The sequence below is a fragment of the Variovorax sp. LARHSF232 genome (assembly GCF_052871435.1).
In genome coordinates, this window is the sequence record NZ_JBIXJS010000001.1 from 614,578 (window position 1) to 638,471 (window position 23,894).

22 protein-coding genes are annotated in these 23,894 nt (G+C 69.6%); 5 read left to right on the forward strand and 17 right to left on the reverse strand.

What is annotated here, in order from left to right; all coding sequences use genetic code 11:
• Both ACIPRI_RS03000 and ACIPRI_RS03005 read left to right on the forward strand, forming a co-directional pair.
• Entirely contained in the window at positions 1 to 1,095 is a 1,095-nt protein-coding gene (locus tag ACIPRI_RS03000) for an aldose epimerase family protein (RefSeq protein WP_446588336.1), read from the forward strand.
• Positions 1,092 to 2,024, forward strand: a complete 933-nt coding sequence (locus ACIPRI_RS03005) for a dihydrodipicolinate synthase family protein (RefSeq protein ID WP_446588338.1) — start codon at positions 1,092 to 1,094, stop codon at positions 2,022 to 2,024. Before ACIPRI_RS03000 ends, ACIPRI_RS03005 begins: the two co-directional genes overlap by 4 nt.
• A 6-nt stretch (positions 2,025 to 2,030) precedes the next feature.
• Here ACIPRI_RS03005 and ACIPRI_RS03010 read toward each other — a convergent pair whose 3' ends face one another.
• Positions 2,031 to 5,489, reverse strand: coding sequence for a hypothetical protein (locus ACIPRI_RS03010; protein WP_446588340.1), 3,459 nt, complete (start codon positions 5,487 to 5,489; stop codon positions 2,031 to 2,033).
• A 116-nt stretch (positions 5,490 to 5,605) separates the two neighbouring features.
• On the opposite strand from ACIPRI_RS03010, the gene ACIPRI_RS03015 reads away from it, so the two are divergent.
• On the forward strand, positions 5,606 to 6,319 hold the full coding sequence (locus ACIPRI_RS03015) for an alpha/beta fold hydrolase (protein ID WP_446588342.1): 714 nt from the start codon (positions 5,606 to 5,608) through the stop codon (positions 6,317 to 6,319).
• 83 nt (positions 6,320 to 6,402) lie between these two features.
• Here ACIPRI_RS03015 and ACIPRI_RS03020 read toward each other — a convergent pair whose 3' ends face one another.
• From ACIPRI_RS03020 to ACIPRI_RS03075, 12 genes are all read right to left on the reverse strand, one after another.
• Positions 6,403 to 6,834: a universal stress protein gene (locus ACIPRI_RS03020; protein ID WP_446588344.1), complete on the reverse strand. Its 432-nt coding sequence runs from the start codon at positions 6,832 to 6,834 to the stop codon at positions 6,403 to 6,405.
• Positions 6,835 to 6,844: 10 nt separating this feature from the next.
• Positions 6,845 to 7,567 carry a TerC family protein gene (locus ACIPRI_RS03025; protein ID WP_446588346.1) on the reverse strand — a complete coding sequence of 241 codons (723 nt, stop codon included), beginning with the start codon at positions 7,565 to 7,567 and terminating at the stop codon, positions 6,845 to 6,847.
• Between the two features lie 141 nt (positions 7,568 to 7,708).
• Positions 7,709 to 9,103, reverse strand: coding sequence for a sensor histidine kinase (locus tag ACIPRI_RS03030; protein ID WP_446588348.1), 1,395 nt, complete (start codon positions 9,101 to 9,103; stop codon positions 7,709 to 7,711).
• Positions 9,090 to 9,767, reverse strand: a complete 678-nt coding sequence (locus ACIPRI_RS03035; RefSeq protein WP_446588350.1) for a response regulator — start codon at positions 9,765 to 9,767, stop codon at positions 9,090 to 9,092. Before ACIPRI_RS03035 ends, ACIPRI_RS03030 begins: the two co-directional genes overlap by 14 nt.
• 19 nt (positions 9,768 to 9,786) lie before the next feature.
• The gene (gene pcp / locus ACIPRI_RS03040) at positions 9,787 to 10,458 is read right to left on the reverse strand and encodes a pyroglutamyl-peptidase I (RefSeq protein ID WP_446588352.1); all 672 of its coding nucleotides are present in this window, start codon (positions 10,456 to 10,458) and stop codon (positions 9,787 to 9,789) included.
• Positions 10,459 to 10,466: 8 nt separating this feature from the next.
• The gene (pxpA, locus tag ACIPRI_RS03045) at positions 10,467 to 11,204 is read right to left on the reverse strand and encodes a 5-oxoprolinase subunit PxpA (protein WP_446588354.1); all 738 of its coding nucleotides are present in this window, start codon (positions 11,202 to 11,204) and stop codon (positions 10,467 to 10,469) included.
• The gene (locus ACIPRI_RS03050) at positions 11,194 to 12,201 is read right to left on the reverse strand and encodes a 5-oxoprolinase subunit C family protein (protein WP_446588356.1); all 1,008 of its coding nucleotides are present in this window, start codon (positions 12,199 to 12,201) and stop codon (positions 11,194 to 11,196) included. Before ACIPRI_RS03050 ends, pxpA begins: the two co-directional genes overlap by 11 nt.
• Positions 12,202 to 12,283: 82 nt before the next feature.
• The gene (pxpB, locus tag ACIPRI_RS03055; RefSeq protein WP_446588358.1) at positions 12,284 to 12,943 is read right to left on the reverse strand and encodes a 5-oxoprolinase subunit PxpB; all 660 of its coding nucleotides are present in this window, start codon (positions 12,941 to 12,943) and stop codon (positions 12,284 to 12,286) included.
• Between the two features lie 79 nt (positions 12,944 to 13,022).
• The gene (gene coaD / locus ACIPRI_RS03060) at positions 13,023 to 13,523 is read right to left on the reverse strand and encodes a pantetheine-phosphate adenylyltransferase (RefSeq protein ID WP_446588361.1); all 501 of its coding nucleotides are present in this window, start codon (positions 13,521 to 13,523) and stop codon (positions 13,023 to 13,025) included.
• A gap of 43 nt (positions 13,524 to 13,566) precedes the next feature.
• Positions 13,567 to 14,202, reverse strand: coding sequence for a 16S rRNA (guanine(966)-N(2))-methyltransferase RsmD (gene rsmD / locus ACIPRI_RS03065; RefSeq protein ID WP_446588363.1), 636 nt, complete (start codon positions 14,200 to 14,202; stop codon positions 13,567 to 13,569).
• An 8-nt stretch (positions 14,203 to 14,210) separates the two neighbouring features.
• Positions 14,211 to 15,560: a heavy metal sensor histidine kinase gene (locus ACIPRI_RS03070; protein WP_446588365.1), complete on the reverse strand. Its 1,350-nt coding sequence runs from the start codon at positions 15,558 to 15,560 to the stop codon at positions 14,211 to 14,213.
• Complete coding sequence (locus ACIPRI_RS03075; protein WP_446588367.1) at positions 15,557 to 16,240, reverse strand: heavy metal response regulator transcription factor; 684 nt, start codon at positions 16,238 to 16,240, stop codon at positions 15,557 to 15,559. Before ACIPRI_RS03075 ends, ACIPRI_RS03070 begins: the two co-directional genes overlap by 4 nt.
• Positions 16,241 to 16,380: 140 nt before the next feature.
• On the opposite strand from ACIPRI_RS03075, the gene ACIPRI_RS03080 reads away from it, so the two are divergent.
• The gene (locus ACIPRI_RS03080; protein WP_446588369.1) at positions 16,381 to 16,764 is read left to right on the forward strand and encodes a DUF4148 domain-containing protein; all 384 of its coding nucleotides are present in this window, start codon (positions 16,381 to 16,383) and stop codon (positions 16,762 to 16,764) included.
• Positions 16,765 to 16,790: 26 nt separating this feature from the next.
• Here ACIPRI_RS03080 and ACIPRI_RS03085 read toward each other — a convergent pair whose 3' ends face one another.
• The 4 genes from ACIPRI_RS03085 to ACIPRI_RS03100 form a co-directional block, all read right to left on the reverse strand.
• Entirely contained in the window at positions 16,791 to 19,925 is a 3,135-nt protein-coding gene (locus ACIPRI_RS03085) for an efflux RND transporter permease subunit (RefSeq protein ID WP_446588371.1), read from the reverse strand.
• Positions 19,922 to 21,562: an efflux RND transporter periplasmic adaptor subunit gene (locus tag ACIPRI_RS03090; protein ID WP_446588373.1), complete on the reverse strand. Its 1,641-nt coding sequence runs from the start codon at positions 21,560 to 21,562 to the stop codon at positions 19,922 to 19,924. Before ACIPRI_RS03090 ends, ACIPRI_RS03085 begins: the two co-directional genes overlap by 4 nt.
• Positions 21,559 to 22,854: a TolC family protein gene (locus ACIPRI_RS03095; protein WP_446588375.1), complete on the reverse strand. Its 1,296-nt coding sequence runs from the start codon at positions 22,852 to 22,854 to the stop codon at positions 21,559 to 21,561. The genes ACIPRI_RS03090 and ACIPRI_RS03095 overlap by 4 nt, the downstream gene beginning before the upstream one ends.
• Before the next feature lie 109 nt (positions 22,855 to 22,963).
• Positions 22,964 to 23,395, reverse strand: coding sequence for a hypothetical protein (locus ACIPRI_RS03100; RefSeq protein ID WP_446588377.1), 432 nt, complete (start codon positions 23,393 to 23,395; stop codon positions 22,964 to 22,966).
• An 87-nt stretch (positions 23,396 to 23,482) separates the two neighbouring features.
• Here ACIPRI_RS03100 and ACIPRI_RS03105 point away from each other — a divergent pair, with 87 nt between their 5' ends.
• Positions 23,483 to 23,881 (forward strand): hypothetical protein, encoded by a 399-nt coding sequence (locus ACIPRI_RS03105; protein ID WP_446588379.1) that lies wholly within the window; start codon positions 23,483 to 23,485, stop codon positions 23,879 to 23,881.
• Positions 23,882 to 23,894: the final 13 nt, after the last annotated feature.

Genomic DNA, 23,894 nt, shown 5'->3' on the forward strand with positions numbered 1-23,894 from the left:
ATGGGCGCTGCGCCCGCACGCACCGAGCAACGCGAGTTCGGCCGGCTGGCCGATGGCACGCCCGTCACGCAATACACGCTGCACGCCGCGGGCCTGCGCCTGTCGGCCATCAACCTGGGCGGCATCGTCACCGAGCTCCTGGTGCCCGGCCGCGAAGGGCGGCTCGCCAACATCGTGCTGGGCCTGCCCAGCCTGGCGGACTACGAGACGCGCAACCCGCACATGGGCACCATCGTCGGGCGCTACGCCAACCGCATCGCACGGGCCCGCTACACGCTGGATGGGGAGGCGGTGCAACTGGAAGCCAGCGACGGCGCGAATGCCCTGCATGGCGGCCCGCGCGGCTTCGGCAAGCGCTGGTGGGACATCGAGCCGCAGCAAGCGCCGGCGGCCGACGGCAGCGCGAGCCTGCTGCTGCGCCACAGCAGCGCGCACGGCGACGGCGGCCACCCGGGACGCATGGACGTGGAGGTGCGCTACACGCTGGGGCCTGGCCCACAGTGGCGCATCGACTACCGCGCCACCTGCGACCGGCCCACGGTCTGCAACCTGAGCCACCACGACTACTTCAATCTGCGCGGCGGCACCGGCGACGTGATGGGCCACCGGCTGACGGTTCCCGCCAGCCGCTACTGCCCGGTGGACAACACGCTGATCCCCGAGGGCATCGCACCGGTGGATGGCACGCCCTTCGACTTCCGCCAGCCGACGCCGATTGGCGAACGCATCCGCACGCCGCACCTGCAGCTGCTGCGCGCCCGCGGCTACGACCACAACTTCGTGCTGGACGACAACACGCCGGGTTTGCACCTGGCCGCGCGGCTGGAAGAGCCTTCATCAGGCCGCACGATGGAGATCCACACCACCGAGCCTGGCCTGCAGTTCTATTCAGGCAACTTCCTCGACGGCAGCCTCGCCGGCGCCCACGGCCAGGTGCTGCGCCAGAGCGATGGCCTGTGCCTGGAGACCCAGCACTTCCCCGATTCGCCCAACCAGCCGGGCTTTCCGTCGACCGTGCTGCGGCCCGGCGAAATCTTCACCAGTTGCACCGTGCATCGCTTCGGTGTCGTTGCAAGCCACAAGGAATCGCCATGACGTCCATCCGCCCCATCCGCCGCTACCAGGGCGTCTTCCCGGTCGTGCCCACCACCTTCACCGAAAGCGGTGAGCTGGACCTGGCCAGCCAGAAGCGCTGCGTCGATTTCATGATCGATGCCGGCTCCAACGGCCTGTGCATCCTGGCCAACTTCTCCGAGCAGTTCGTGCTGTCGGACGCCGAGCGCGAAGTGCTCACCGACGCCATCCTCGCGCACGTGGCGGGCCGGGTTCCGGTGATCGTCACCACCACGCACTTCGGCACGCGCATCTGCGCCGAGCGCAGCCGGCGCGCGCAGGAGGCCGGCGCCGCCATGGTGATGGTGATGCCGCCCTATCACGGCGCCACCATCCGCGTGCCGGAAGAGAAGATCTTCGAGTTCTATGCCGGCGTGTCGCAGGCCATCGACATCCCCATCATGATCCAGGACGCGCCGGTGGCCGGCACCCCGCTGTCGGCTGCCTTCCTGGCGCGCATGGCGCGCGAGATCGAGCAGGTGAGCTACTTCAAGATCGAGACCGCCGGTGCCGCCGCCAAGCTGCGCGAGCTTCTGCGCCTGGGCGGAGACGCCATCGAAGGCCCGTGGGACGGCGAAGAAGCGATCACCCTGCTGCCCGACCTGGAGGCAGGCGCCACCGGCTCCATGACCGGCGGCGGCTTCCCCGACGGCATCCGTTCCATCGTCGATGCCTACCGTGCCGGACGGCGCGAGGAAGCAGTCGATGCCTACGGCCGCTGGCTGCCGCTCATCAACTACGAGAACCGGCAGTGCGGCTTGCTGGCCGCCAAGGCGCTGATGAAGGCGGGCGGCATCATCGATTGCGAGGCGCCGCGCCACCCTTTTCCGCCGATGCACCCAGCCACACGCGAAGGCCTTCTCGAAACCGCGCGGCGGCTCGATCCGCTGGTGCTGCGCTGGGGCCGCTAGCGGTCTTCATACGTTGACCAGCGCCAGGTAGTCCAGCAGGCTGGTGCCGCCCAGCGTGGCAAAGGGCAGCAGCACCGCCTTCAGCAAGGGCTGCTGCCAGAAGGGCGCGAAGGCGCCTTCGTGCAGGTGGTCCATGCGCGACAGCAGCAGGTTGAGCTGGGCCGGCTTCGGCGGGTCCGGTGGCGGCACGTGGCCCAGCGGAATGGCGGGCGGCTTCAGCGTCGTCGGCGCCGGCGCAGGCGGGGGCGGCTCGCCGCTCACCCGCGTGATCTCGTCGCGCAGCCTTTCCATGGCGTGGCGGCGCGAGGCCTCGGCCGCATAGCGCAGCGCCACCGCGCAGGCCAGCGCCACGCTGGCGCCCAGCACCGCCAGCACGATGCCGGTGGTGGGCATGTACCAGTCGTCGAAGGCGGCACTGCGCGAGACCAGGAACAGCGACAGCACGATGAAGGGGAAGTAGATCAGCCGCGTCACGCATTGGGTGCGCCAGGCGATGAACTCGAGGTCGATCCAGTTGTCCAGGTAGGCGCGCGGAATCTGCAGCTCGCGCTCGAACTTGGCCAGGGTGGGCGCCGGCCAGTTGGTGCGTTGCTGGCGCAGGCCGCGCACGAACGTTACGCAGAAGGCGGTGGCATCGACCACGAAGAACACCAGGAAGTAGATGGCGCCGAACATCAGCCCGTGCAGCCCCTGGTGCACCGCCAGCGACAGCGGCCCGCGCTGCGGCACGTACCAGGCGTCGTCGAGCGCGGCCCAGAGAAACACGCTCACCGCCAGCGCCAGCAGCACGCAGGCCAAGGTGCGGGTGGCGCGGGCGCTGAAACGGTTCTGCACGATGTAGCGGCGCCAGAACTCCACCGTCTCCGGCTGCATGCCGCTTGCGCTGGCCACGCCGGGCGGATACACGAAGTTCAGCGCGAACATGTTGACGAAGCGCTGCCAGCGCGTCAGCGCGCGCTCGGCGTCGCGCTGCTCGGCCACCAGCTGCTGCCGGGTGCGGTCCAGCTTGAAGCGGTCGATGATGTCGTCCAGGTTCTGCGCCAGCGCGGTCCAGCCGATGAGGATCAGGTACAGGCACAGCACCAGCGTGATGAGGCGGATCGCCTCGGTCGGCCAGATGCTGATGCCCTCCAAGCCGAGCAAGGGCTTGCCTTCGCGCGTGAGCCAGATGGCAAAGGGCTCCCACTGGCCGGCCAGCCACCAGGGCAGCGCCAGATTCAGCAGCAGCAGGAACACCACCAGACCGGCGCGGCGCCAGGCCGCGACACGGGCCTGCCCCTTGCCCGTCAGGAAGTACGCGAGGCGCTTGCGCAGCGCCCGGCTGGCCAGGATCGGCGCCAGCCACAGCGGCAGGATCAGCCAGCCGAGCACGAACACCAGGGTGGCGGTGCGCAGCTTGGGATAAAGCGCGCTGGGCCGCGGATGGATGCCGCCGCAGCGTTCCCACAAGGGACCTTCGCAGCGGCCGCTGGCGCCCGGCGCGAAGGCCAGAGAAGGAGGCGCCACCGACACGGGCAGCATGAAGAGGGCCTGCGGGCCGGCTCGGTCGGACCGCTCGGTCGGCATCGACGGCATGGCCGGCACGGCGGGCGCCGTCGGGCTGAAGTCGAAGGCCTGGGTGCGGCCGATCTCGAACAGGCGCGGCGTGGCGAACCAGCTGTCGATGATGGCTTGCGGCGTCGGCCCGAAGGCGCCAGGCGCCATGCCGGCCGCGGCCGGCGACTGCGCCATCAGGGCGCGCCGCGCGTCGTCCATGGCCACGCGGGTCGAGAGGAAGGCCGAGACCTGGTAGCTGTCGCGAAACGGCGGCGCGGTGGACTGCAGCCGGTCGGCCAGGCGCAGCCCGAAGTTGGAGCCGACGATCAGATTGCGCGTCCAGGCCTTCTCGCGCGGATGCAGGAAGCGCGCGTCCAGGTCGGTGGTGAAGAAGATCGCGTTGGGAAACTCCGGCTGCAGCGCCTGCAGCACCAGGAGCTTGTCGTGCACGTCCGAGCCCAGTACGCCGATGGCGCGCAGGCCCTTGCCGTCCGGGCTGGCCTCGCGCAGCTCGCGGTCGCGCTCGGCCATGCGCAGCGCCAGCCGCCGCAGGTAGTCGAACTGGCTCTGGCCCTCGGCCAGCTCGACGTAGGTGCCGTCGCGCCGCCGGCCCTCTTCCTTGCCGTCGCCCGCCTTGCCGCTCCCCGACTTGGCCGCGCCCTCGGCGCCGCTGCCGTGCAACTGGCCGTCCAGCCCGCGCACATAGCTGAAGGCGTTGACGCAGAAGCCGGGCTCGGATGCGCCGGCGCGAAACTCGCTGCGCAGCGTGCGGCCGTACAGCGTGTCCCACTCCGAGATGACGGCGATGTGGCTCGGCAGCTTCGGCCCGCCGGAGCGGTGCGTGTCGCAGGCCGCGCGGTTATCCGCCCACGGTTTCGCCGCGTCGCGCTCACCCGGGCTGACAGGCACCATGCCGGCACGCACGCCGCGCAATCCGAGCTCGTCCATCAGCGCCTTGGCGAGCTTGTCGTCGTCGCCGATGGTGCGCACCAGCTCAACGTGATGGCGAGCCAGAAAGTCGGACAGACTGTCTCCGGGCGTCTGCAGCGCCGGCTGCGTGCCGAAGATGCGCGCATCCGGCGCGGTGGCAGACGCCGAGTAGTAGCGCAGCCGCATCTGCATGAAGTCGCTCGAGATCGGCTGCTCGGGCCCTTGCTGGCGCAGCTCATCCACCATGCCGCGCAGCCCGTCGGAGCCGCCGGGCCCCAGCACGCGCCAGCTGAGCTGCAAGGGGTGCAGGGAGCGGACCAGGTCACGCATGCCGGACAGCGGCTTCGCGCCGAAGGCGTCACCGTCCAGCCACAGCACCAGCACTGCGGGCCGCACGTCGTCGCCCGGCCGCTGGGCCGAGGAGGGGATGGGCTCGAACCACTCGTAGGGCACGATCGGCTCGTGCGCCACGATCTGCCCGTAGGTCAGGATGCGCGGCTTTCCGCCCTCGTCCACGGCAATCCCCTTGGGGAAGAAATACGCCACGTGCTCGGCGTCGAAGGGCGCCAGCCGGCTGGCATTGAGGCCGGCCAGCACCGCATAGCGCACGCGCCGCCGCGTCTCCAGGTTCTCGGAATAGGGGCCGCCCGGCAGCATGACGGCCAGCACCTCGACGGCACGCGCCGTGCGCGCCATCTGCGTGACGATTTCGTCTTTGAGGTGCTGTGGGCTGCGCCGCTCGTCCGCCTTCCGGGCCAGGTCCTTGTCGGCCTTGTAGGCCTCCTCGCGGGCCCGCGCCACGGCGCCGAAGGGGTCTTGCCAGAGCCGGGCATCGACGTCCTGCACCACGCTTCTTTGCTGGATGCGCGGTTCGTTCACCGGCAAGCGCGTGGTTTCCAGCGGCACTTCGCGGATGAACAGCACGCCGGCCGTGAGCATCACGACGGCGATGATGCCGCTGGAGGAAACACCACCGCCGGACTTCGATTCCTTTTCCATGACAGACCTCGGTTCGTCAGGAATGCAGGCGCTCACTCTAGCGGCGGCGAACGCACGGCGCATCCACCAAACGGTGGACTGAACGGGCGCCCGCTCATCGCGCAAAATTGCCGCCCATGCCTACTCCCACGCTTGTCTTGCTGCCCGGCCTCGCTTGCGACGAGCGCCTTTGGTTGGCCCAGATGCCGGCGCTTCCCGCGGCCCTGAATCCGCGCGTCAGCGATGCCCACATGCGCCATGGACGCATCGAGGACATGGCCGCCGCGGTGCTGCGCGAGCAAGGCGGCCCGCTGCTGCTGTGCGGCGCCTCCATGGGCGGCATGGTCGCGATGGAAGTGGCACGCCAGGCGCCCGAGCGCATCGCCGGCCTGGCGCTGCTGGGCACCAATGCCCAGCCCGAATCACCCGAGACCTATCAGCTGCGGGCCGACGCCATCGCGCTGTTCGAGCGCGGCGAAGTGCGCGAGGTGCTGGAACCCAACATCGCCTTCGCCTTTCATCCAAAGCAGGCCCAGGACGAGGCGTTGGTGCAGCGCTACCTGCAGATCATCCTGGACGCGGGCGCACAGCAGCTCATCGCGCAGAACCGCGCCTTGATGCAGCGGCCCGATGCGCGCATCCACCTGCCGCAGCTGCGCTGCCCGGTGCTGGTGATGTGTGGCGAAAAAGACCTGCTGACGCCGCCCGCCTGTTCGCGCGAGATCGCCGCGCTGGTGCCCGGCGCCGTACTGCGCTGGGTGCCCGAGTGCGGCCACATGCTCACGATGGAGAAGCCGCGCTTCGTCAACGCGGTGCTGGGCGACTGGCTGGTGCAGTTCGTCGCCCGCTGAGCCCCCAGGGCCGGGCCAGCCCGGCCCGCCCCCCGTGGGGGATCAAGCAAAGTGGCAAAGCCACATTTGCTTGAGAAACGCCATCAGCCGATGACCTGGGGACCGCCGCTGGCGTCGTCCAGCAGCTGGCGCACCTGCTGCGCGAGCGAGCCGAACAGCTTTCCGGCCAGGCCAGGCTCGTCGCGGCCGAAGACGATGCGGTCGCAGTGGAAGTCTCGCGCGGCGGTCACGATGGTCTCGGCGCTGCGCCCCACCAGCACCGTGCTGGTGTAGGACACGCCGGCCAGCTCCAGCAGGGTCTGTGCGAGCTGCAGGTCTTCGGCACCGGTCTTTTGCAGCAGCTCGTGCAGTTCGCCCGTGCCGAACAGCATGGCGACGTGGCCGGACAGCTTGGGCTGCACGCGCAGCAGCCGGACCGTGACCGGCCCGCTGACGCGCATGCGCAGCACCTGCTCGACGGCCGCGCGGGTGCGGGCCGGCTGGTCCGGATCGATGGGCAGCAGGATGCGGCTCACCGGGGCACCGTCAGGCAGCAGGCTGGTCGACAGGATGCTCGGCGATCGGCTTGACGGTCTTCGGCGCCGGGGTGCGCGAGTTCAGCCACTTGCCGACCACCACCACCAGCACCGCGCCCAGCGCCGGCACCACCTTGTGCAGCACGTGCTGCTCGGCGGCCCAGTGGTGAATGGACGGATCGTTCATCGCCATCTCGCCGGCCACCCAGCCCAAGAGGGCGGCACCCAGCGTGATGATGGCCGGGAAGCGGTCCATCAGCTTCAGGATCAGCGTGCTGCCGAAGATGATCAGCGGGATGCTGATCACCAGGCCGAACACCAGGAGCGGCACGTTGCCCTTGGCCGCGGCAGCGACGCCGACCACGTTGTCCAGGCTCATCACCAGGTCGGCCACCACGATGGTCTTGATGGCGGCGGCCAGGCTGGAGTGGCCTTCCAGGTTTTCGTCGCCTTCACCGCCTTGCAGCAGGCCGACGCCGATCCACAGCAAGAGCGCGGCACCCACCAGCTTGAGGTAGGGCAAGGTGAGCAGGTAGACGGCGAAGAAGGTGAGCACCACGCGCAGCACGATGGCGCCGACGCTGCCGAACAGGATCGCCTTCTTCTGCTGCGCCGGCGGCAGCGAACGCGAGGCCATCGCGATGACGACGGCGTTGTCGCCTGAGAGGACGATGTTGATCAGGATGATCTGCGACAGGGCGACCCAGAACTCCGGGCTGGAAAGAAAGGACACGGTGTCTCCTCGATTGAAGGTTCGTCGGAACCACGCTGGTTCCGCTTCAATCGAGCTTAGGGAGCCGTCCTGTCACCTTGCTGCCGGCCACCTGTCAGCCGCCTATCGCCAAGCTGTCAGCCAGCTGACAGGCTCAACTTCTCAGTCCTCCGAGCGCAGGGGGAAGAAGACGCTGAAGGTGTTGCCCACGCCGTCGGCATCCTCCTCCAGCGTGATGCGCGCACCGTGCAGGCTGGCGATCTCGCTGACGATGGCCAGGCCCAGGCCGCTGCCGTCCTCCTGCGTGCCCAGCAGGCGGTGGAAGCGTTCGAAGATGCGGGCACGCTCGGCCACCGGGATGCTGCGGCTGTCGTCGCTGATGGCCAGGCGGCATTGGTCCTGGCCGATCTGGCTGGTGCGCACCGTGACGCGGCCGCCCTCCTGGCTGTAGCGGATGGCGTTGTCGATCAGGTTGTTGACCAGTTCGCGCAGGCGATCCGGGTCGGCGCCGATCATCAGCGGATGCTCCGCGCCCTCGAAGCCCAGGTCGATGTTGCGCTTGATCGCCTGCGGCACCCAGTCCATGCTGACCTCCAGCGCATGCGCATTCAGATCCAGCGGCTGCAGCGCAACCGAGTCGAGCGCGCCCGGCTCGTTGCGCGCCAGCGAAAGCAGCTGGCGCACCAGGCGCGAAAGCCGGTCGGCGCTGATGTAAAGCTGCGCCAGCGAATGGCGCACCCGCTGCAGGTCGCTTTCGCGCAGCGCCAACTCGATCTGCGCCTTCAGGCCGCTGACCGGCGTCTTCAACTGGTGCGCGGCGTCGGCCACGAAGCGGTTCTGAAAATCGAAGGTGGTCCCCAAGCGCGCCATCAGCTCGTTGACCTCGTCCACCAGCGGACGCACCTCGCCCGGCACGTCGTGCGTGTCGATCGGACTCAGGTCCAGGTGCGAGCGGTTCGAGACGGCGCGCCGCAGCCGCTGCAGCGGCGCAAGGCCGCGCGAGACGCCGAACCAGACCACCGCGGTGGCCATCACGATCAGCAAGAGCTGCGGCAGCACCACGCTGGCCACCATCTCCCAGGTGAAGCGGGTGCGCTTGTTCAGCGTCTCGGCCACCTGCACCAGCACCAGCGGCGGCCCCGCATCCCCGCCCAGCGGCATCCAGGCCGCCATCATGCGCACCGGCTCGCCGCCCACCGCATCGCCATAGAAGTAGGGCTGGGCCGACTTGTCCATGCGCGGCGCCGGCATCTGCGCATTGCCGCCCAGCTCGGTGCCGTCCTCGCTGACGACGCGGTAAAACAGCTGGTCCTCCTGGTCGAGCAAGAGGATGTTGGCCGCGGCCTCCGACAGTTCGAGCCGGGGGCGCGCCCCATCGAGCTTCACGTGCAGCCCGATCTCGCGGCCGATCTCGTGCAGCGCGCGGTCGTAGGCGAGATTGGAAAAGCGCAGCGAGTTCCAGTAGGCGGCGCCGGTATCCAGCACCAGCAGCACGGCCAGCGGCCCGAGCAGCCAGGCCAGCAGTTTGCGCTGCAGCCTGGGCTCAGCCTTCCACATCGCTGCTGCTGTCGATCAGATAGCCCATGCCGCGCACCGTGCGGATCTCGCAGCCCAGCGGCTCCAGCTTCTTGCGCAGGCGGTACACATTGACTTCGATCGCGTTGTCGCCCACCTCGTCGCCCCAGCCGTAGAGGTGGTTGACCATGTGCTCCTTGCTCACCACGCGGCCGGCGCGCATCAGCAGCAGTTCCAGCACGGCCAGTTCGCGCGGCGACAGGTCCAGCGGCTTCTTGTCGACGTAGACGCGCCGGCCCACGGTGTCGAAGCGCAGCGGGCCGTGTTCGAGGAAAGGGGTGGATTGGGTACCGCGGCGCAGCAGCGCCCGCACGCGCGCCTCCAGCTCGGGCAGGTCGAAGGGCTTGGCCAGGTAATCGTCGGCGCCCAGGTCCAGGCCGCGCACGCGATCGGCCAGGGTGTCGAAGGCGGTGAGCATCAGCACCGGCGTGGTGGACTTGCGTGCGCGCAGGCGTTTGAGCACGTCCAGGCCGCTCAGGCCCGGCAGGCCGATGTCCAGGATCGCCAGGTCGTAGATGCCCAGCGCCAGGGCATGGTCGGCCTCTTCGCCGGTGGCGACCACGTCCACCGCATGGGCGGACTGCACCAGCGCGCGCGACAGCGCGTCCGCCAGCACGCGGTCATCCTCGACGAGCAGTATCCGCATGCCTTCAGTCCTCTCCGATTCAGTGCAAGGCACCGCCGCCTTCGCGGATGTCTTCGCCCGCCGTGAGCGCGGTGCGCACCGCGATGCGCAGGGCCGCCACCACCGTCTCCAGCGCCAGGCTGGGCAAGGCCCCCGGCTTGCGCGCCGCCTGTTCGGGCAGCAGCGGTATGTGGATGAAGCCGCCGCGCAAGCCCCCCGACACCGGCCGGGTCGCGATGCGGTGCATCAGGCCGAAGAAGAGGTGGTTGCAGACGAAGGTGCCGGCGCTGTTGGACACCGAAGCCGGAATGCCGGCGGCGCGCAGATCATGCACCAGGGCCTTGATCGGCAGCGTGGAGAAGTACGCCGCCGGTGCGCCCTCGATCACCGGCACGTCGATCGGCTGGCAGCCCGCGTTATCGCAGATGCGGCCGTCGTCGACGTTGATGGCCACCCGCTCCGGCGTGATCTCGCTGCGCCCGCCGGCCTGGCCGATGGCCAGCACCAGCTGCGGCTGCACTTCATCGATGGCCTGGTCGAGCGCGTGCAGCGCCGCGCCGAACGCGCAGGGAATCCGGCGCGCATGCACCAGCGCCACATCGCCATCCGGCAGCTCGCAGCGCCAGCCGTCGAGCGCCCGAGCCGCTTCCCACGAAGGGTTGACGCTGTCGCGCTCGAAGGGCTCGAAGCCGGTGAGGAGAACCGCCTTCATTCACTTGTTCATCGCGGCTTGATGGCAATGCCTTCGACCGTCAACCGCTCGCGGATGCGGCGCGCAAAAGCCAGGGCATGGGCGCCATCGCCATGCAGGCAGACCGACTGGGCGTTGACCGCGACGGTGCTGCCGTCGATGGCCCGGACCTGGTGGTCGCGCACCAGCGACAGGGTCTGGGCCAGCGCCTGCTCTTCGTCCTCGATCAGGGCGCCGGGCTGGCTGCGCGGCACCAGGCTGCCGTCGGGCATGTAGCCGCGGTCGGCGAAGACTTCTTCCACCGGCTCGAGGCCGGCACGCAGGGCCGCATCGATCATGCCGCTGCCGGCCAGGCCGAAGAATTTGAGCCTAGGGTCGAAGTGGCGCACCGCATCGACGATGGCCTCGGCCAGCTGCGGATCTTTCACGGCCTGGTTGTACAGGGCGCCGTGCGGCTTGACGTGCGCCAGGGTGCCGCCTTCAGCCTTGACGATGGCCGCCAGGGCGCCGATCTGATAGAGCACGCCGGCGGTGATCTCCTCGGGCGGCAGGTGCATGGTGCTGCGGCCGAAGTTCTCGCGGTCCGGAAAGCTCGGGTGCGCGCCGATCGCCACGCCATGCTGCAGCGCCCAGCGCACGCACTGGCGCATGGTCTGAGCGTCGCCGGCATGCCAGCCGCAAGCGATGTTGGCCGAACTGACCAGGCCCAGCAGCGCTTCGTCGCTGCCGGCGCCTTCGCCCAGGTCGGCGTTCAGGTCAATTTCCATCTTGTGCTCCTTGTGGCCACCCCATCAACGAGAGTCCCTGTGCCACCGACGCAAGATAACGCTGCTGCGCATTCCATGCATCGCGTGCGGCTTGTTCGTCCACGGCGACCAGCTGGAGCAGGCCGCCCAGCGGCGCCTGCGCCAGCTTCCACAAATCGGCGCGGATCACCACCGCGATGCGCGGATAGCCACCGGTGGTCTGCGCGTCGCCCATCAGGATGATCGGCTGGCCCGAGGGCGGCACCTGGATGGTGCCGGGCACCACGCCGGCCGAAAGCATGTCGCTGCTGCCCCGCTTGCGCTTGAGCTCGGGCCCGGCCAGGCGGCTGCCCATGCGGTTGCTTTGCGGCGTGATGCGCCAGGTCTCGGCATGAAGTTGCTTGCGCGCGGCCTGCAGGAACTGCTCGGCCTCGGGCCCGGGCAGCACGCGCAGGGTGGTGGGCGCGCCGGACGCGTCGCCGGCGTCCGGTGCCCGCACGCCGAAGGCGCGGCGGGTGCGCTGCGCTTCGGTGAGGACAGAGCTGCCAATGGCCAGCCGGTCGCCCTTGCGCAGGGCACGGCCCTCCAGCCCGCCAAAGCCGGCCTTCAGGTCGGTGCTGCGCGAGCCCAGCACCGGCGGCACGTCGATGCCGCCGGCCACCGCCAGCCAACTGCGCAAGCCCGGGCGCTCACCGGTCGCGGCGCCGCCCAGCTTCAAGGTCTGGCCGGCGGCAACCGGCACGCTCCAGCAAGGCGGCAGCGGCATGCCGTCGAGCCTGGCGCCAAAAGCCTCGCCGGCCAGCGCGATGCGTGTGTGCTGCTCGAAGCGGATCTCGCAGCCGCCCAGCGTCAACTCGAGCCCGGCCGCGCCATCGGCATTGCCCACCAGGCGGTTGGCCAGGGCCAGCGACACGCTGTCGAGGGCGCCGCCGGGGCAGATGCCGAGCTGGCGATGGCCGTAGCGGCCCAGGTCCTGCACCGAGGCCAGCGGCCCCGGCCTAAGAATCAAAACGCTCATGCAGCCCCCACGCTCGGCACTGGCGTGTCCTCGCTGCCCCCCGAGGGGGCGCGAGCTCGCTTGGGGCGGCCCGGCGCTGCGCTCACGCGGTGATGCTTTCCGCGACGAAGCGAACGCTGTCGCCCGGCCGCAGCAAGGTGGGCGATTCGGCCTCCGGGTCGAACAGTTCCAGCGGGGTGCGGCCGATCAGTTGCCAGCCGCCCGGCGACACCAGCGGATAGATGCCGGTCTGCTCGCCGCCGATGCCCACCGAGCGCGCCGGCACCGCTGTCCGCGGCTCGCTGCGGCGCGGCGTGGACAGCTCGGGCGGCAAGCCGCCCAGAAAGGCAAAGCCGGGCAGGAAGCCCAGGAAGTACACCAGGTAGTCGGCCTGGCTGTGGCGCCGCACCACCTCTTGCGCCGTCAGGCCGGTATGGCGCGCCACCTCGTGCAGGTCGGGGCCGTCTTCGCCGCCATAGGCCACCGGGATCTCGATCCGGCGCCCGGCGATGGCGGTGGCCTTGAGCTTCGGCCAGGCGTCGCGCACCTGGGCTTCCAGTTCCGCCAGCGCGATGCGCTCGGGGTCGAAGCAGAGGGTGAGGTTGTTCATGCCGGGCAACATCTCGCCAACGCCCGGCCACTCGGCCGCGCGGGCGCTCAGTGCCCAGATCTTCTGCTGCGCCTCCAGCGTGGCCGGCGCCGGCAGCTCGCACAGCAGCGCGGCATCGCCCAACGGGTGCAGACGCGGCAATGCCGTGCTCATTCCAGCCCCCACGCTCGCCACTGCGTGTGCTTGCTGCCCCCCGAGGGGGCTTTCGCGCCTTCGGGCGGCCGGGCGGCGCTCATTCCCGCCCGAGGCTGCGCACCTTGGCAGCCAGCCGCTGCGCCACCTGGGGCGAGACGAATTTGTCGATCTCGCCGCCCAGCACCGCGATCTCGCGCACGAAGGTGCTGGAGATGAACTGGTACTTGTCGCTGGGCGTGAGGAACACGGTTTCAACCTCCGGCATCAGGGAGCGGTTCATGCCGGCAAGCTGGAATTCATAGTCGAAGTCGGTCACGGCACGCAGGCCGCGCACCATGGCCTTGCCGCCGCGCGCCACCACGAAATCGCGCAGCAGGCCGGAGAAGCTTTCCACCGAGACCTGATCGCTGTAGGGGGCGACCACGTTCCTCGCCATCTCGATGCGCTCTTGCAGGGTGAACAGCGTCTTCTTGTGATGGCCGGCCGCGACCGCCACGATCACCTTGGAGAAAAGCTGCGTCGCGCGCCGCACGACGTCCTCGTGCCCGAGCGTCATGGGGTCGAAAGTGCCGGGGTAGACCGCTATCACGCTGGACATGGGTGATTCCTCCTCAATGCGGGGTATGCGTCATTTCGGCGGATTATGTACGCAGGAGGTGTGCATGCACCGCCCCGGCCTTCAGGTGCCGGAAGACCGAAAGGCCGAACTCAGCCAGTTCCGCATCTTCCCAGCGCCGCGCCGCCTCCAGATAGACCACCCCGCCCTCGGCCAGCGCCGGCACGGCGGCGCGCAGCGCCTGCGGGTACAGCGCCGCCTGCTCGAAGGGCGGATCGACAAACACCGCCTGCAGGCTGCGCGGCGCGCAGCGGGCCAGCCAGGCGAGGCCATTGCCGCGCTCGACCTGCACGGCCTTGGCGTCCAGCTTGACTTGCACCGTCTTGAGCTGGGCCACCAACGCGGCATCCTGCTCGCACAGGACGACCGAGGCGGCGCCGCGCGAGGCGGCTTCGAAGCCCAGCGCGCCGGTGCCGGCAAACACGTCCACGCAATGCCAGCCCGGCAACTCGCCGCCGCCGGCGCCGGCGATGCTGGCCAGCCAGTTGAACAGGGTCTCGCGCACCCGGTCCGGCGTCGGGCGCAGGCCGGGCTTGTCGGCCACCGCAAGGCGGGTGCGCCGCCATTGCCCGCCGATGATGCGCACCTCGTTCGCGCGCGCGGGCCGGGCGGGGGCGCTCTTCTTGGCGGGCGCGGACGGGGCTTTTCTGCTGCTGCTCATGCGCCGGATTACACCTGAGTTCCCGCCGTGCCCGGACTGCCAGGCCCGATATGGATCGAAAACCCGATCTCGGTCCGTCCGCCACCCGAGGCGGCCCGCGTCTGGCCGCCGTGCATGCGCGCGATGGCGGCCACGATGGCCAGACCCAGGCCGTGATGCTCCGAGGAGCCGACGCGCGAGCGCTCGGCTCGAAAGAAGCGCTTGAACAGATGAGGCAGCGCATCGGGCGCAATCGCCGGGCCTTGATTGCCCACGGTCAGCCAGACCCAGGCCCCCTGCGCTTCGATCGTGACCGCGATGCGGGACCGCGCCGGGGAATAGCGCATCGCGTTGCCCAGCAGATTGGCGATGGCCCGGCGCAGCAGCGACACGTCGACGGCGGCACGCGCGTCGCCTTGGATGTCCACTTGCAGATCGCCGGCTTCCAGCGCCGCCTCGTGAAACTCCACGACAGCGCGCACCTGCTGCGCCAGGCTGGCGGGCTCCGAGCGCAGCGCCAGTGCGCCGCGGTCGGCCTGGGACAGGAACAACATGGCCTTGACGATGGAGGACAGGCGCCGCGCCTCTTCCAGGTTCGACAGCAGCCGGTCGCGCAGCTCTTCGACCGAGCGCAGCCGCACCAATTCCACCTCGATCTCGCCAACAAGATTGGCCAGCGGCGTCTGCAGTTCGTGTGCCACGTCGGCGTTGAAGGATTCCAATTGGCCGTAGGCCAGTTCGGCGCGCTCCAGCACCGCGTTGAACTGTGCGACCCAGGGCTGCAGTTCGGCTGCGTAGTGCGCGGCGTCGATGCGACGGCCTGGATGAGCGGGGCCGGTATCCGCGGTCTGCCGGGCCAGTGCCTTGAGCGGTCGCAAGCCGCGGCGCACCAGCAGCGCCCCGGTGAGTGAAACCAACAAGGTGCCCAGCAGCACCGCTGCCAGCAAGGTCCAGCCCAAGCGCCGCAACAGCCGCGCGTCCTCTTGCACGTCCAGACCAACCTGCAACTGCAAATGGGAGCCGGGCTGCCGCGCGTCCTGCCATTCGCTGTTGCGCCAGATCCAGCGCGCCGCGGAGCCAGCCGGCGTGTCGCTGTAGATGATCTCGCCGTCGCGCCGCAGGACGATGGCGTTGCCCTGGTGCTGCGCGAAGCCATCTTCCAGCCGGTGGCGCAGCTTGGCTTCATCAAGATCGTCGCCGAATTCCTCGATCAGGTGGCGCACCATGCCGATGCCGCGCTCGAACCCGTCGTCCTGCTTGAGATGGAAGCTCCAGGCGGTGACAGCGTAGATGGAGGCGCAGATCAGGCTCAGGCCCGCCAACGTCTGCAAGGCCAGCCAACGGGTCAACAAGCCCTGGATCGAACGGCCGGCGCTCACAAGTCTTCGTCCCGGCGGCTTTCCAGCACGTAGCCCATGCCGCGAACCGTGTGCAGCAGCTTTTCGCCGAAAGGGTCGTCCATCTTGCTGCGCAGCCGACGGATCGCCACCTCGACGATGTTGGTCTCGCTGTCGAAGTTCATGCCCCACACTTGCTCGGCCAACTGGGTGCGCGACAGGATCTGCCCCTGGCGCCGCATCAGCTGCGCCAGCAGGGCGAACTCCTTGGCCGTCAGGTCCAGGCGCCGGCCGGCGCGCGTGGCCTTGCGGCTGATCAGGTCCAGTTCCAGGTCCTTCAGCCCGTAGTGCACGACTTCGCGCAACGGGCCGCGCCGCAGCAGCGCCTGGATGCGGGCCAGCAGTTCGGAGAAGGCAAAGGGCTTGGCCAGGTAGTCGTCAGCGCCGGACTGCAGGCCACGCACCCGGTCGGACACTTCGTCGCGCGCGGTCAGCATCAGCACCGGCATGGCGTGCTGGGCCCGCACCGCTTGCAGCACGGCGAAGCCATCGATGCCCGGCAGCATCACGTCGAGCACCAGCAGCTCGTGGTCGCCGGCCAGCGCCAGAGCGCGGCCCTCGATGCCGTCGCGCGCCAGGTCGACCGCAAAGCCGCTTTCCGACAAACCCTTGCGCAGGTAGTCACCGAGCTTGGGTTCGTCTTCGATGACCAGGATGCGCATCTTGCGATTCTGGTTGGGGGCAGGCGGCGTACGCATTACAACTTTGTCATCGCGGCGCCGGGCAATTGACGGCCTGGATTTTTAGCGTAGGCCTGTCCGGATCGGTGGTCGATCCGGGACCACCCACAAGGAGATCCGCCATGCTGTTGAAAAAGACCCCTGCCCTGGCGCTCGCGCTGTTCGCCCTGCCCTGGGCCACTGCGAATGCCGATCCGGTCCACCCCGCCCCGACCGAAGCCGGCGTGACCTACCACCCGGAGCATGCCGGGCCAGGCAAGTCGAGCGCACAGGTCGCCGCTGAATTCGAGGAGGCGCGCCGGCAACCGAACTGGGACGCCGTATCCCGCTACGGCGCACCGCCGACCGGTCCGGCGAGCGGGCCCGGCAAGACACGCGCCCAAGTAGTGACCGAATTGGAAGCGGCGCGCCGCAGCCCCGGCTGGGAACAGGCAGCACGCCTGGGTGCGCCGGGCACCGGTGCGCCGCGAGGATCCGACCAGGCCAGCACGCAGCCCGGCCGATAGCGCCAGGCGCATACGAGGGCGCGTCATCATGAAGCACGTTCCCTCGTCCGCCGCCGCATCAGCAGATAGGCCGCCGGGATGAAGAACATCGACAACAGCGGCGCGCTGATCATCCCGCCCACCATCGGCGCGGCAATGCGCTGCATCACTTCCGAGCCGGTGCCCGCGCCCCACATGATGGGCGCCAGCCCGGCCAGGATGACGGCCACCGTCATGGCCTTGGGCCGCACGCGCAGCACGGCGCCTTCGCGGATGGCGTCGAGCAGGTCCGCCTCGCCGGCCTGGCCGGCCTCGACGCGCCTGGCCCAGGCCTGCTTGAGGTACAGCAGCATGATCACGCCGAACTCGGCGGCCACGCCCGCCAGTGCGATGAAGCCCACCGCCGCCGCCACCGACAGGTTGTAGCCCAGCAGGTAGATCAGCCAGATGCCCCCGATCAGCGCGAGGGGCAGCGCCGCCATGATCAGCAGCGCCTCGTCGAAGCGCTTGAAGGTCAGGTACAGCAGCACGAAGATGATCAGCAACGTGAACGGCACCACCACCTTGAGCTTGGCCGTCGCGCGCTCGAGGAACTCGAACTGCCCCGACCAGGACACCGAGTAGCCGGGCGGCAGCTTCACTTGCTTGTCCACCACGCGCTGCATCTCCTGCACCGCCGAGCGCAGGTCGCGCCCGCGAATGTCCACGTAAACCCAGCCCGACAGCCGCGCGTTCTCGCTGCGCAGCATGGGCGGGCCGTCGGTGATGCGCACGTCGGCCACGTCGGACAGCACCAGGCGCGCACCGCGCTCGGTGACCATCGGCAGGGTGCGCAGCTTTTCCAGTGAATCGCGGATTTCGCGCGGATAGCGCACGTTGATCGGAAAGCGCTGCAGGCCTTCGACGGTCTCGCCGATGTTCTCGCCGCCCACCGCGGAGGCGACCACCGACTGCACGTCGGCGATGTTCATGCCGAAACGCGCGGCCTCGTCGCGCTTGATGTTCACGTCCACGTAGCGTCCGCCCGTGAGCCGCTCGGCCAGCGCGCTCGACACGCCCGGCACGTCCTTGAGCACGCGCTCGATCTCCCCGGTGATGCGGTCGATGGTCGCCAGGTCGTTGCCGGCCACCTTCACCCCGACTGGGCTCTTGATGCCCGTGGCCAGCATGTCGATGCGGTTGCGGATCGGCGGCACCCAGATGTTGGTCAGGCCCGGCACCCTGACGGCGCGGTCGAGTTCCTCGACCAGCTTGTCCTGGGTCATGCCGGGGCGCCATTCATCGCGCGGCTTGAACTGGATGGTGGTTTCGAACATTTCCAACGGCGCCGGATCGGTGGCCGTCTCGGCGCGCCCGGCCTTGCCGAACACGCTGGCCACCTCGGGCACCGTCTTGATCAGCCGGTCGGTCTGCTGCAGCAGTTCGGCGGCCTTCCCGGCCGACAGGCCGGGCAGCGCCGAAGGCATGTAGAGCAGATCGCCTTCGTCCAGCCGCGGCATGAATTCGCCGCCAATGCGCTGCAGCGGCCACAGGCTGAGCACCAGCGCGGCCGCGCCGAAGACCAGCGTCAGCTTCGGCCAGCGCAGCACCACGTCGAGCAGGGGCCGATAGACCGCGATGAGAAAGCGGTTCAACGGATTGGTCTTCTCGTCGGGAATGCGGCCCCGGATCAGGTAGCCCATCAGCACCGGGATCAGCGTCACCGACAGGCCCGCCGCGGCCGCCATCGCATAGGTCTTGGTGAAGGCCAGCGGCGAGAACAGCCGCCCCTCCTGCGCCTCCAGCGTGAACACCGGGACGAAGGACAGCGTGATGATCAGCAGCGAGAAGAACAGCGCCGGGCCGACCTCGGCCGCCGATTCGCCGATCACGCGCCAGCGCGCCTCGCCCGCCAGGGTTTTCTCCGGGTTCGCGTGGTTCCACTGCTCCAGGTGCTTGTGCGCGTTCTCGATCATGACCACGGCCGCGTCCACCATGGCGCCGATGGCGATGGCAATGCCGCCCAGCGACATGATGTTGGCGTTGACGCCCTGATAGCGCATGACGATGAAGGCAGCCAGGATCCCCAGCGGCAGCGAGACGATCGCCACGAAGGCGGAGCGCAGGTGGAACAGGAAGACGAAGCACACCAGCGCGACCACGAGAAACTCTTCCAGCAGCTTGTACCCGAGGTTCTGCACCGCGCGCTCGATCAGGCTGGAGCGGTCGTAGGTCGGCACGATCTCCACGCCCTGCGGCAGGCCGGCCTGCAGCGCCTGGAGCTTCTGCTTCACCGCGGCGATGGTCTCCAGCGCGTTCTTGCCCGAGCGCATCACGATCACGCCGCCGGCCGTTTCGCCTTCGCCGTCGAGCTCGCCGATGCCGCGGCGCATCTCCGGGCCGACCTGGACGCGCGCCACGTCGCCCAGGCGAACCGACACGCCGGCATCGGTCGTCGCGAGCGGCACCTTGCGAAAGTCATCCAGGTTTTGCAGATAGCCCGAGGCGCGGACCATGTACTCGGCCTCGCCCAGCTCGAGCACGGAGCCGCCGGCTTCCTGGTTCGCCTTCTGGATCGCGTCGACGACCCTGGTGTGGGGAATCCGGTAGGCCGCCAGCTTGTCGGGATCGAGCACGACCTGGTATTGACGCACCATGCCGCCCACCGAGGCGACCTCGGCGACGTCGGGCACCGTCTTCAGCTCGTACTTGAGGAACCAGTCCTGCAGGGCGCGCAGCTGGGACGCATCCAGCGTACCGCTGCGATCGACCAGCGCGTACTGGTAGATCCAGCCAACCCCCGTGGCGTCGGGCCCCAGCGAGGCCTTGGCGCTGGGCGGCAGGCGCGACTGCACCTGGTTCAGGTACTCCAGCACGCGCGAACGCGCCCAGTACTGGTCGGTGCCGTCCTCGAACAGCACGTAGACGAAGGAGTCGCCGAAGAACGAATAGCCGCGCACGGTCTTCGCGCCCGGCACCGACAGCATGGTCGTCGTCAGCGGGTAGGTGATCTGGTTCTCGACGATGCGCGGCGCCTGGCCCGGGTAGGTGGTGCGGATGATCACCTGCACGTCGGACAGGTCCGGCAGCGCGTCGAGCGGCGTGCGCAGCACCGAGTACACGCCCCAGGCACTGACCATCACCGTCGCCAGCAGGACCAGGAAGCGGTTGGCGATCGACCAGCGGATGAGCTTGGCGATCATGGCTTGCGACCCGTTTCGGAGGCCGCCCCGGCCTGGGCGGCCATCGGCGTCACGCGGGTGAGCTGCGGCACGTCGTCCGCCCCCATGAAGAACTCGAAGGTGACGCGGTCCCCAGCCTTGACGTTGCGCGGCGCGCCGCCGGCGGGTAGCTTGAAGTCCATCGTCATCGGGCCCCACTTCATGGTGGGAATGGGGTCGTGCGACAGGGTCATGGCATCCCTGCCGATGCTCTCCACCTTGGCCTCGCCCACATGCTTTTGGGCGCTGCTCTCGGCGCCGGCGCCCGGCACGCTGTTCATACGCGCCTCCACACCCTTGAGGCTGGCTTCCGAGTCGATCAGGAATTGCGAGGACACGACCACGCGCTGGCCGGCCTGCAAACCGCGCCTGATCTCGGTCTGGCCGCCGCTTTCGATGCCGATCTCGACCTCCACCGGGCGGAAGCGCCCGTCCTCTTCGGCCAGCATGACCACGGTGCGCTTGCCGGTCTGGATGACGGCTTCGGTCGGGATCAACAGCGACTTGTGCTCGCGCATGTCCATGAACTGCATCGAGACGAACATGCCGGGCACCAGGCGCGCGCCCGGGTTCGCCAGTTCCAGCCGCGCCTTCAGCGTGCGGGTTGTCGGGTCCACCTCGGGCAGGATGGCCTGCACCTGGCCTTCGAAGGCCTCCCCCGGCACAGCCGGCGTCCTGGCCTGCACCTTGGCGCCCGGGCGCACCAGGGCGGACTGGCTCTCGGGCACCTCGGCGTTGGCCCAGACGGTCGACAGGCCGTTGATGCGGAACAGCGTGGCGCCCGCCATCACGGTCATCCCCTCTCGCGTCGCCAATTCGGTGACAACCCCGGCAATCGGCGCCGCCAGGGTGATGCGGGGGTGCGTGCGCCCGCTGCGCGCGACGAGTTCGATCTGCCCCTCGCTCATGCCGGCCTGCCGCATGCGCTGGCGGGCGCCGTCCAGCAGCGGCGCGAGGTCGGTGCCGCGCATGCGCGCAACCGACAGGTACTCCTCCTGGGCCGCGATCCAGTCCGGCACGTAGAGCTCGGCCAGCGGCTGCCCCTTGCGCACGCGGTCGAGCGTGGCACGCACGTGCAGCCGCTCGACGAAGCCGGTGGCCCGGGCCTGCACGATGACCTGGTCGCGCTCGTTGAAGGCGATGCTGCCGACCGCCGCCACCTGGGGCGACAAGGTGCCTTCGGCCACGAGCGCGGTGCGCACACCGAGGTTTTGCTGGACGCGCGGGTTCACCGTGACCTTGCCCTGGTCGCTGTCGCCGCCTGCGTAGACCGGCGACAACATCATGTCCATGAAAGGCGACTTGGCCGGCTTGTCGAAGCGGTTGCCCGGCACCATCGGGTCGTGGTAGTAGAGAACCTTCTTGCCGTTGGCCGGGTCGACGTCGCCCGCCTTGATGCCGGCGGCCATGTGGCGGCGGGTCGCGTCTTCGCCGGACTCGTTGTCCGCCGCCGCAGTCGCCGGCACCGCCGCCGCGGGCGGCGCTTCGACGCCCGCGGCCGGCGGTGCGCCACCCACCTCCATGCCGCGCCGCATGCCCGTGGCGTACAGGCCATAGCCCGCCGCGCCGAGCAGGCCGGTGGCGAGCAGGCCGATCAGGATCAGTTTGGATTTCGTCATGGTTGCTCCAGCGCGGCCGAAGCCATGGCCGTGTGTTCAGGTGGAATGAGGTACTCGAGCCGGGCCCACAGGGCGGCGGTTTCCAGTTCGAGGCGCAAGCGCTCGGCGCGCGTGTCGATCTCCATGCGGCGCGCATCCAGCACCGCCGCGAGCGGCCCGGCGCCACCCCGGTAGGCGGCGAGCGCGGCGCGGGTGCGCTCGGCGGCCAGCGGAATCAGGGCCTTGTCGTAGTTCGCCAGGCGTTCGCGGTTGCCCTGCCAGGTCTGCAGCCAGGCGCGCGCTTCGGCCAGGTGCTCGCGCAGGGCTTCGTCGCGCTGCGCGCGCACCTGCTCGGCCTGCGCCAGCCTGGCGGCCAGCTCGCGGTCCTGCCGATTGGCCGGGTCGATCTGCAGCGGCACCAGGAAGTTGAGCGAGACCATGTTCGAATAGGCCGGCCCGCGCTGGCTGTACATCAGTTCCACGCTCCAGTCCGCCTGCTTGTTGCTCCGCGCAATCTCGGCCTCGGCGCGCGCCACGTCTTCCTGCCGCGCCAGCAGCGCCAGCTGCGGGTGATGCGCCACATGCGCCTGCAGGCCGGCCGCCTCGAGCTTGCGCAGCGCCGACAGATCGGGCGGCGCGGCGAGCGGTCGGTCGGCGCCTTCGCCACCCACCCAGCGCGCCAGTCGGGTTCTGGCCGTGGCGACGTCGCGATCGGTCTGCAGGATGCGGTCGTCGATCTGGGCGACGGCCGAGCGGGCGGCGAACACGTCCGCCTGCGCGCCGCGCCCGCCGCGGTAGGCGGCTTCGGCGGCCTCGATCTGCAGTGCCGCCTCGGCGCGCTGGGCGCGCAGCAGCTCGCGCAGGCGCTCCTGGTGATGGCGCTCCAGCCACGCCAGGGCGGTGTCGCGCCGCAGATTGGCGAGCGCCGCCTGCCTGCCGGCCTCGGCCACCTCCGCTTCGCGCTCGTAGCGGGCGGTGCGGGCCTGGCGCTTGCCTTCGCGGGTGAACTCCTGCGAGAAGCCGATGGCGCGCTCGGTCATGAAGTCCTGGGTCAGGCTGAAGCGGTCCGGACCGTTGATCGGCAGGTTGTTGATGCCGGCCTTGAGCATGGGGTCGGGCAGTTGGCCGGCGGCCAGCGCCATGTCGCGCGCGGCGCTGGCGGCGGTGTCTTGCGCGGCGAGTTGGCGCGAGCGGGCCTGGGCGGCCTGCAGGGCCTGCTCCAGGCCGAGCGGCGCCGGTTGGGCATAGGCATTTGGCAATAGCAGCAGCAGGGTCGGCAGCCAGGCTGTGCGAAGCAAGGAAAGAATGAACATGGAATCTCCGGACGACGACAGGTGCAGTCGCGGGCCACGCACAGGCGCGACGCGCGCATGGCGGCCGACGCCCCCTCGGGGAAGCGTCAGCGCGCGTTCGTACGAGAGATCAGGTTCGCAGGCAGCAGTGCAGGATGGCGTGCGGCGGAAAGGCCGCAGCCAGGTCTTCGTCAGACGGCGTGGCGGGCCTCAAATCCGGCATCCCGGTTTCGGCTGGTGCCGGAGCCAGCACGTAGAGCGCCACCAGCAAAGCCGGCAGCGGCTGCGGCAGCGGCTGCACCCCCTGCTGCTGGCCGAAGCGGCAATGCTCGGCGCACAGATTGGGCGCAGCCTCGTCGGCCGGCCCGGCCATCTGCTCGCAGTTCATGCCGGCCATGTCCTGGGGCTGCTGCTGTTGCCGGACGACGACGGCGGCGGTCGAATCGGCCCGCGCCTGGGACAGCGCGGGACAGGCATAGGCCGCAACCGCCAGCTGCGCAAACAGCAGCAAGCCGATCAGGCCGCGGCCGATCCATTGCTTGAAGCTGCGCGTCATGGTCATCGGCGCGAGTCTATGCCACTCGCAATCCTGACGACATGACGGGGATGTCATGCACGGCCCTGCGATGCGTCTATAAAATGCTTCGCCATGCCTCGTCTGCGCGCCCTCCTGCTGTGGGTTCTCATGCTCGCCGTGCCCTTCCAGGGCTACGCGGCTGCGACCATGGTGCTGTGCGCCTTGCCGGCCCAGCAGGCCGGCGTGCGCAACGATGCCGGTCCGGCGGCAGCGCATGACCATGCCAAGCACATGCAGCATGGCGAGATGGCGCAGCAGGACGACGCGCACGACAGCGCCGACCACGACCAGGTGGCCGTCGACGCCACGCAGCACAAATGCAGCACCTGTGGCAGCTGTCATGCCGCCGCGCTGATCAGCGCGCCGCTGCCCGACGCCTTCCATCCCCTGCCGCAAGCCCGCCTGGCAGAGCCCATTGACGCGCGCGCCAGCCTGGCACCGCGCGCGCTCTTCAAACCTCCTCGCGCCTGAGCCGCGGCCGCAG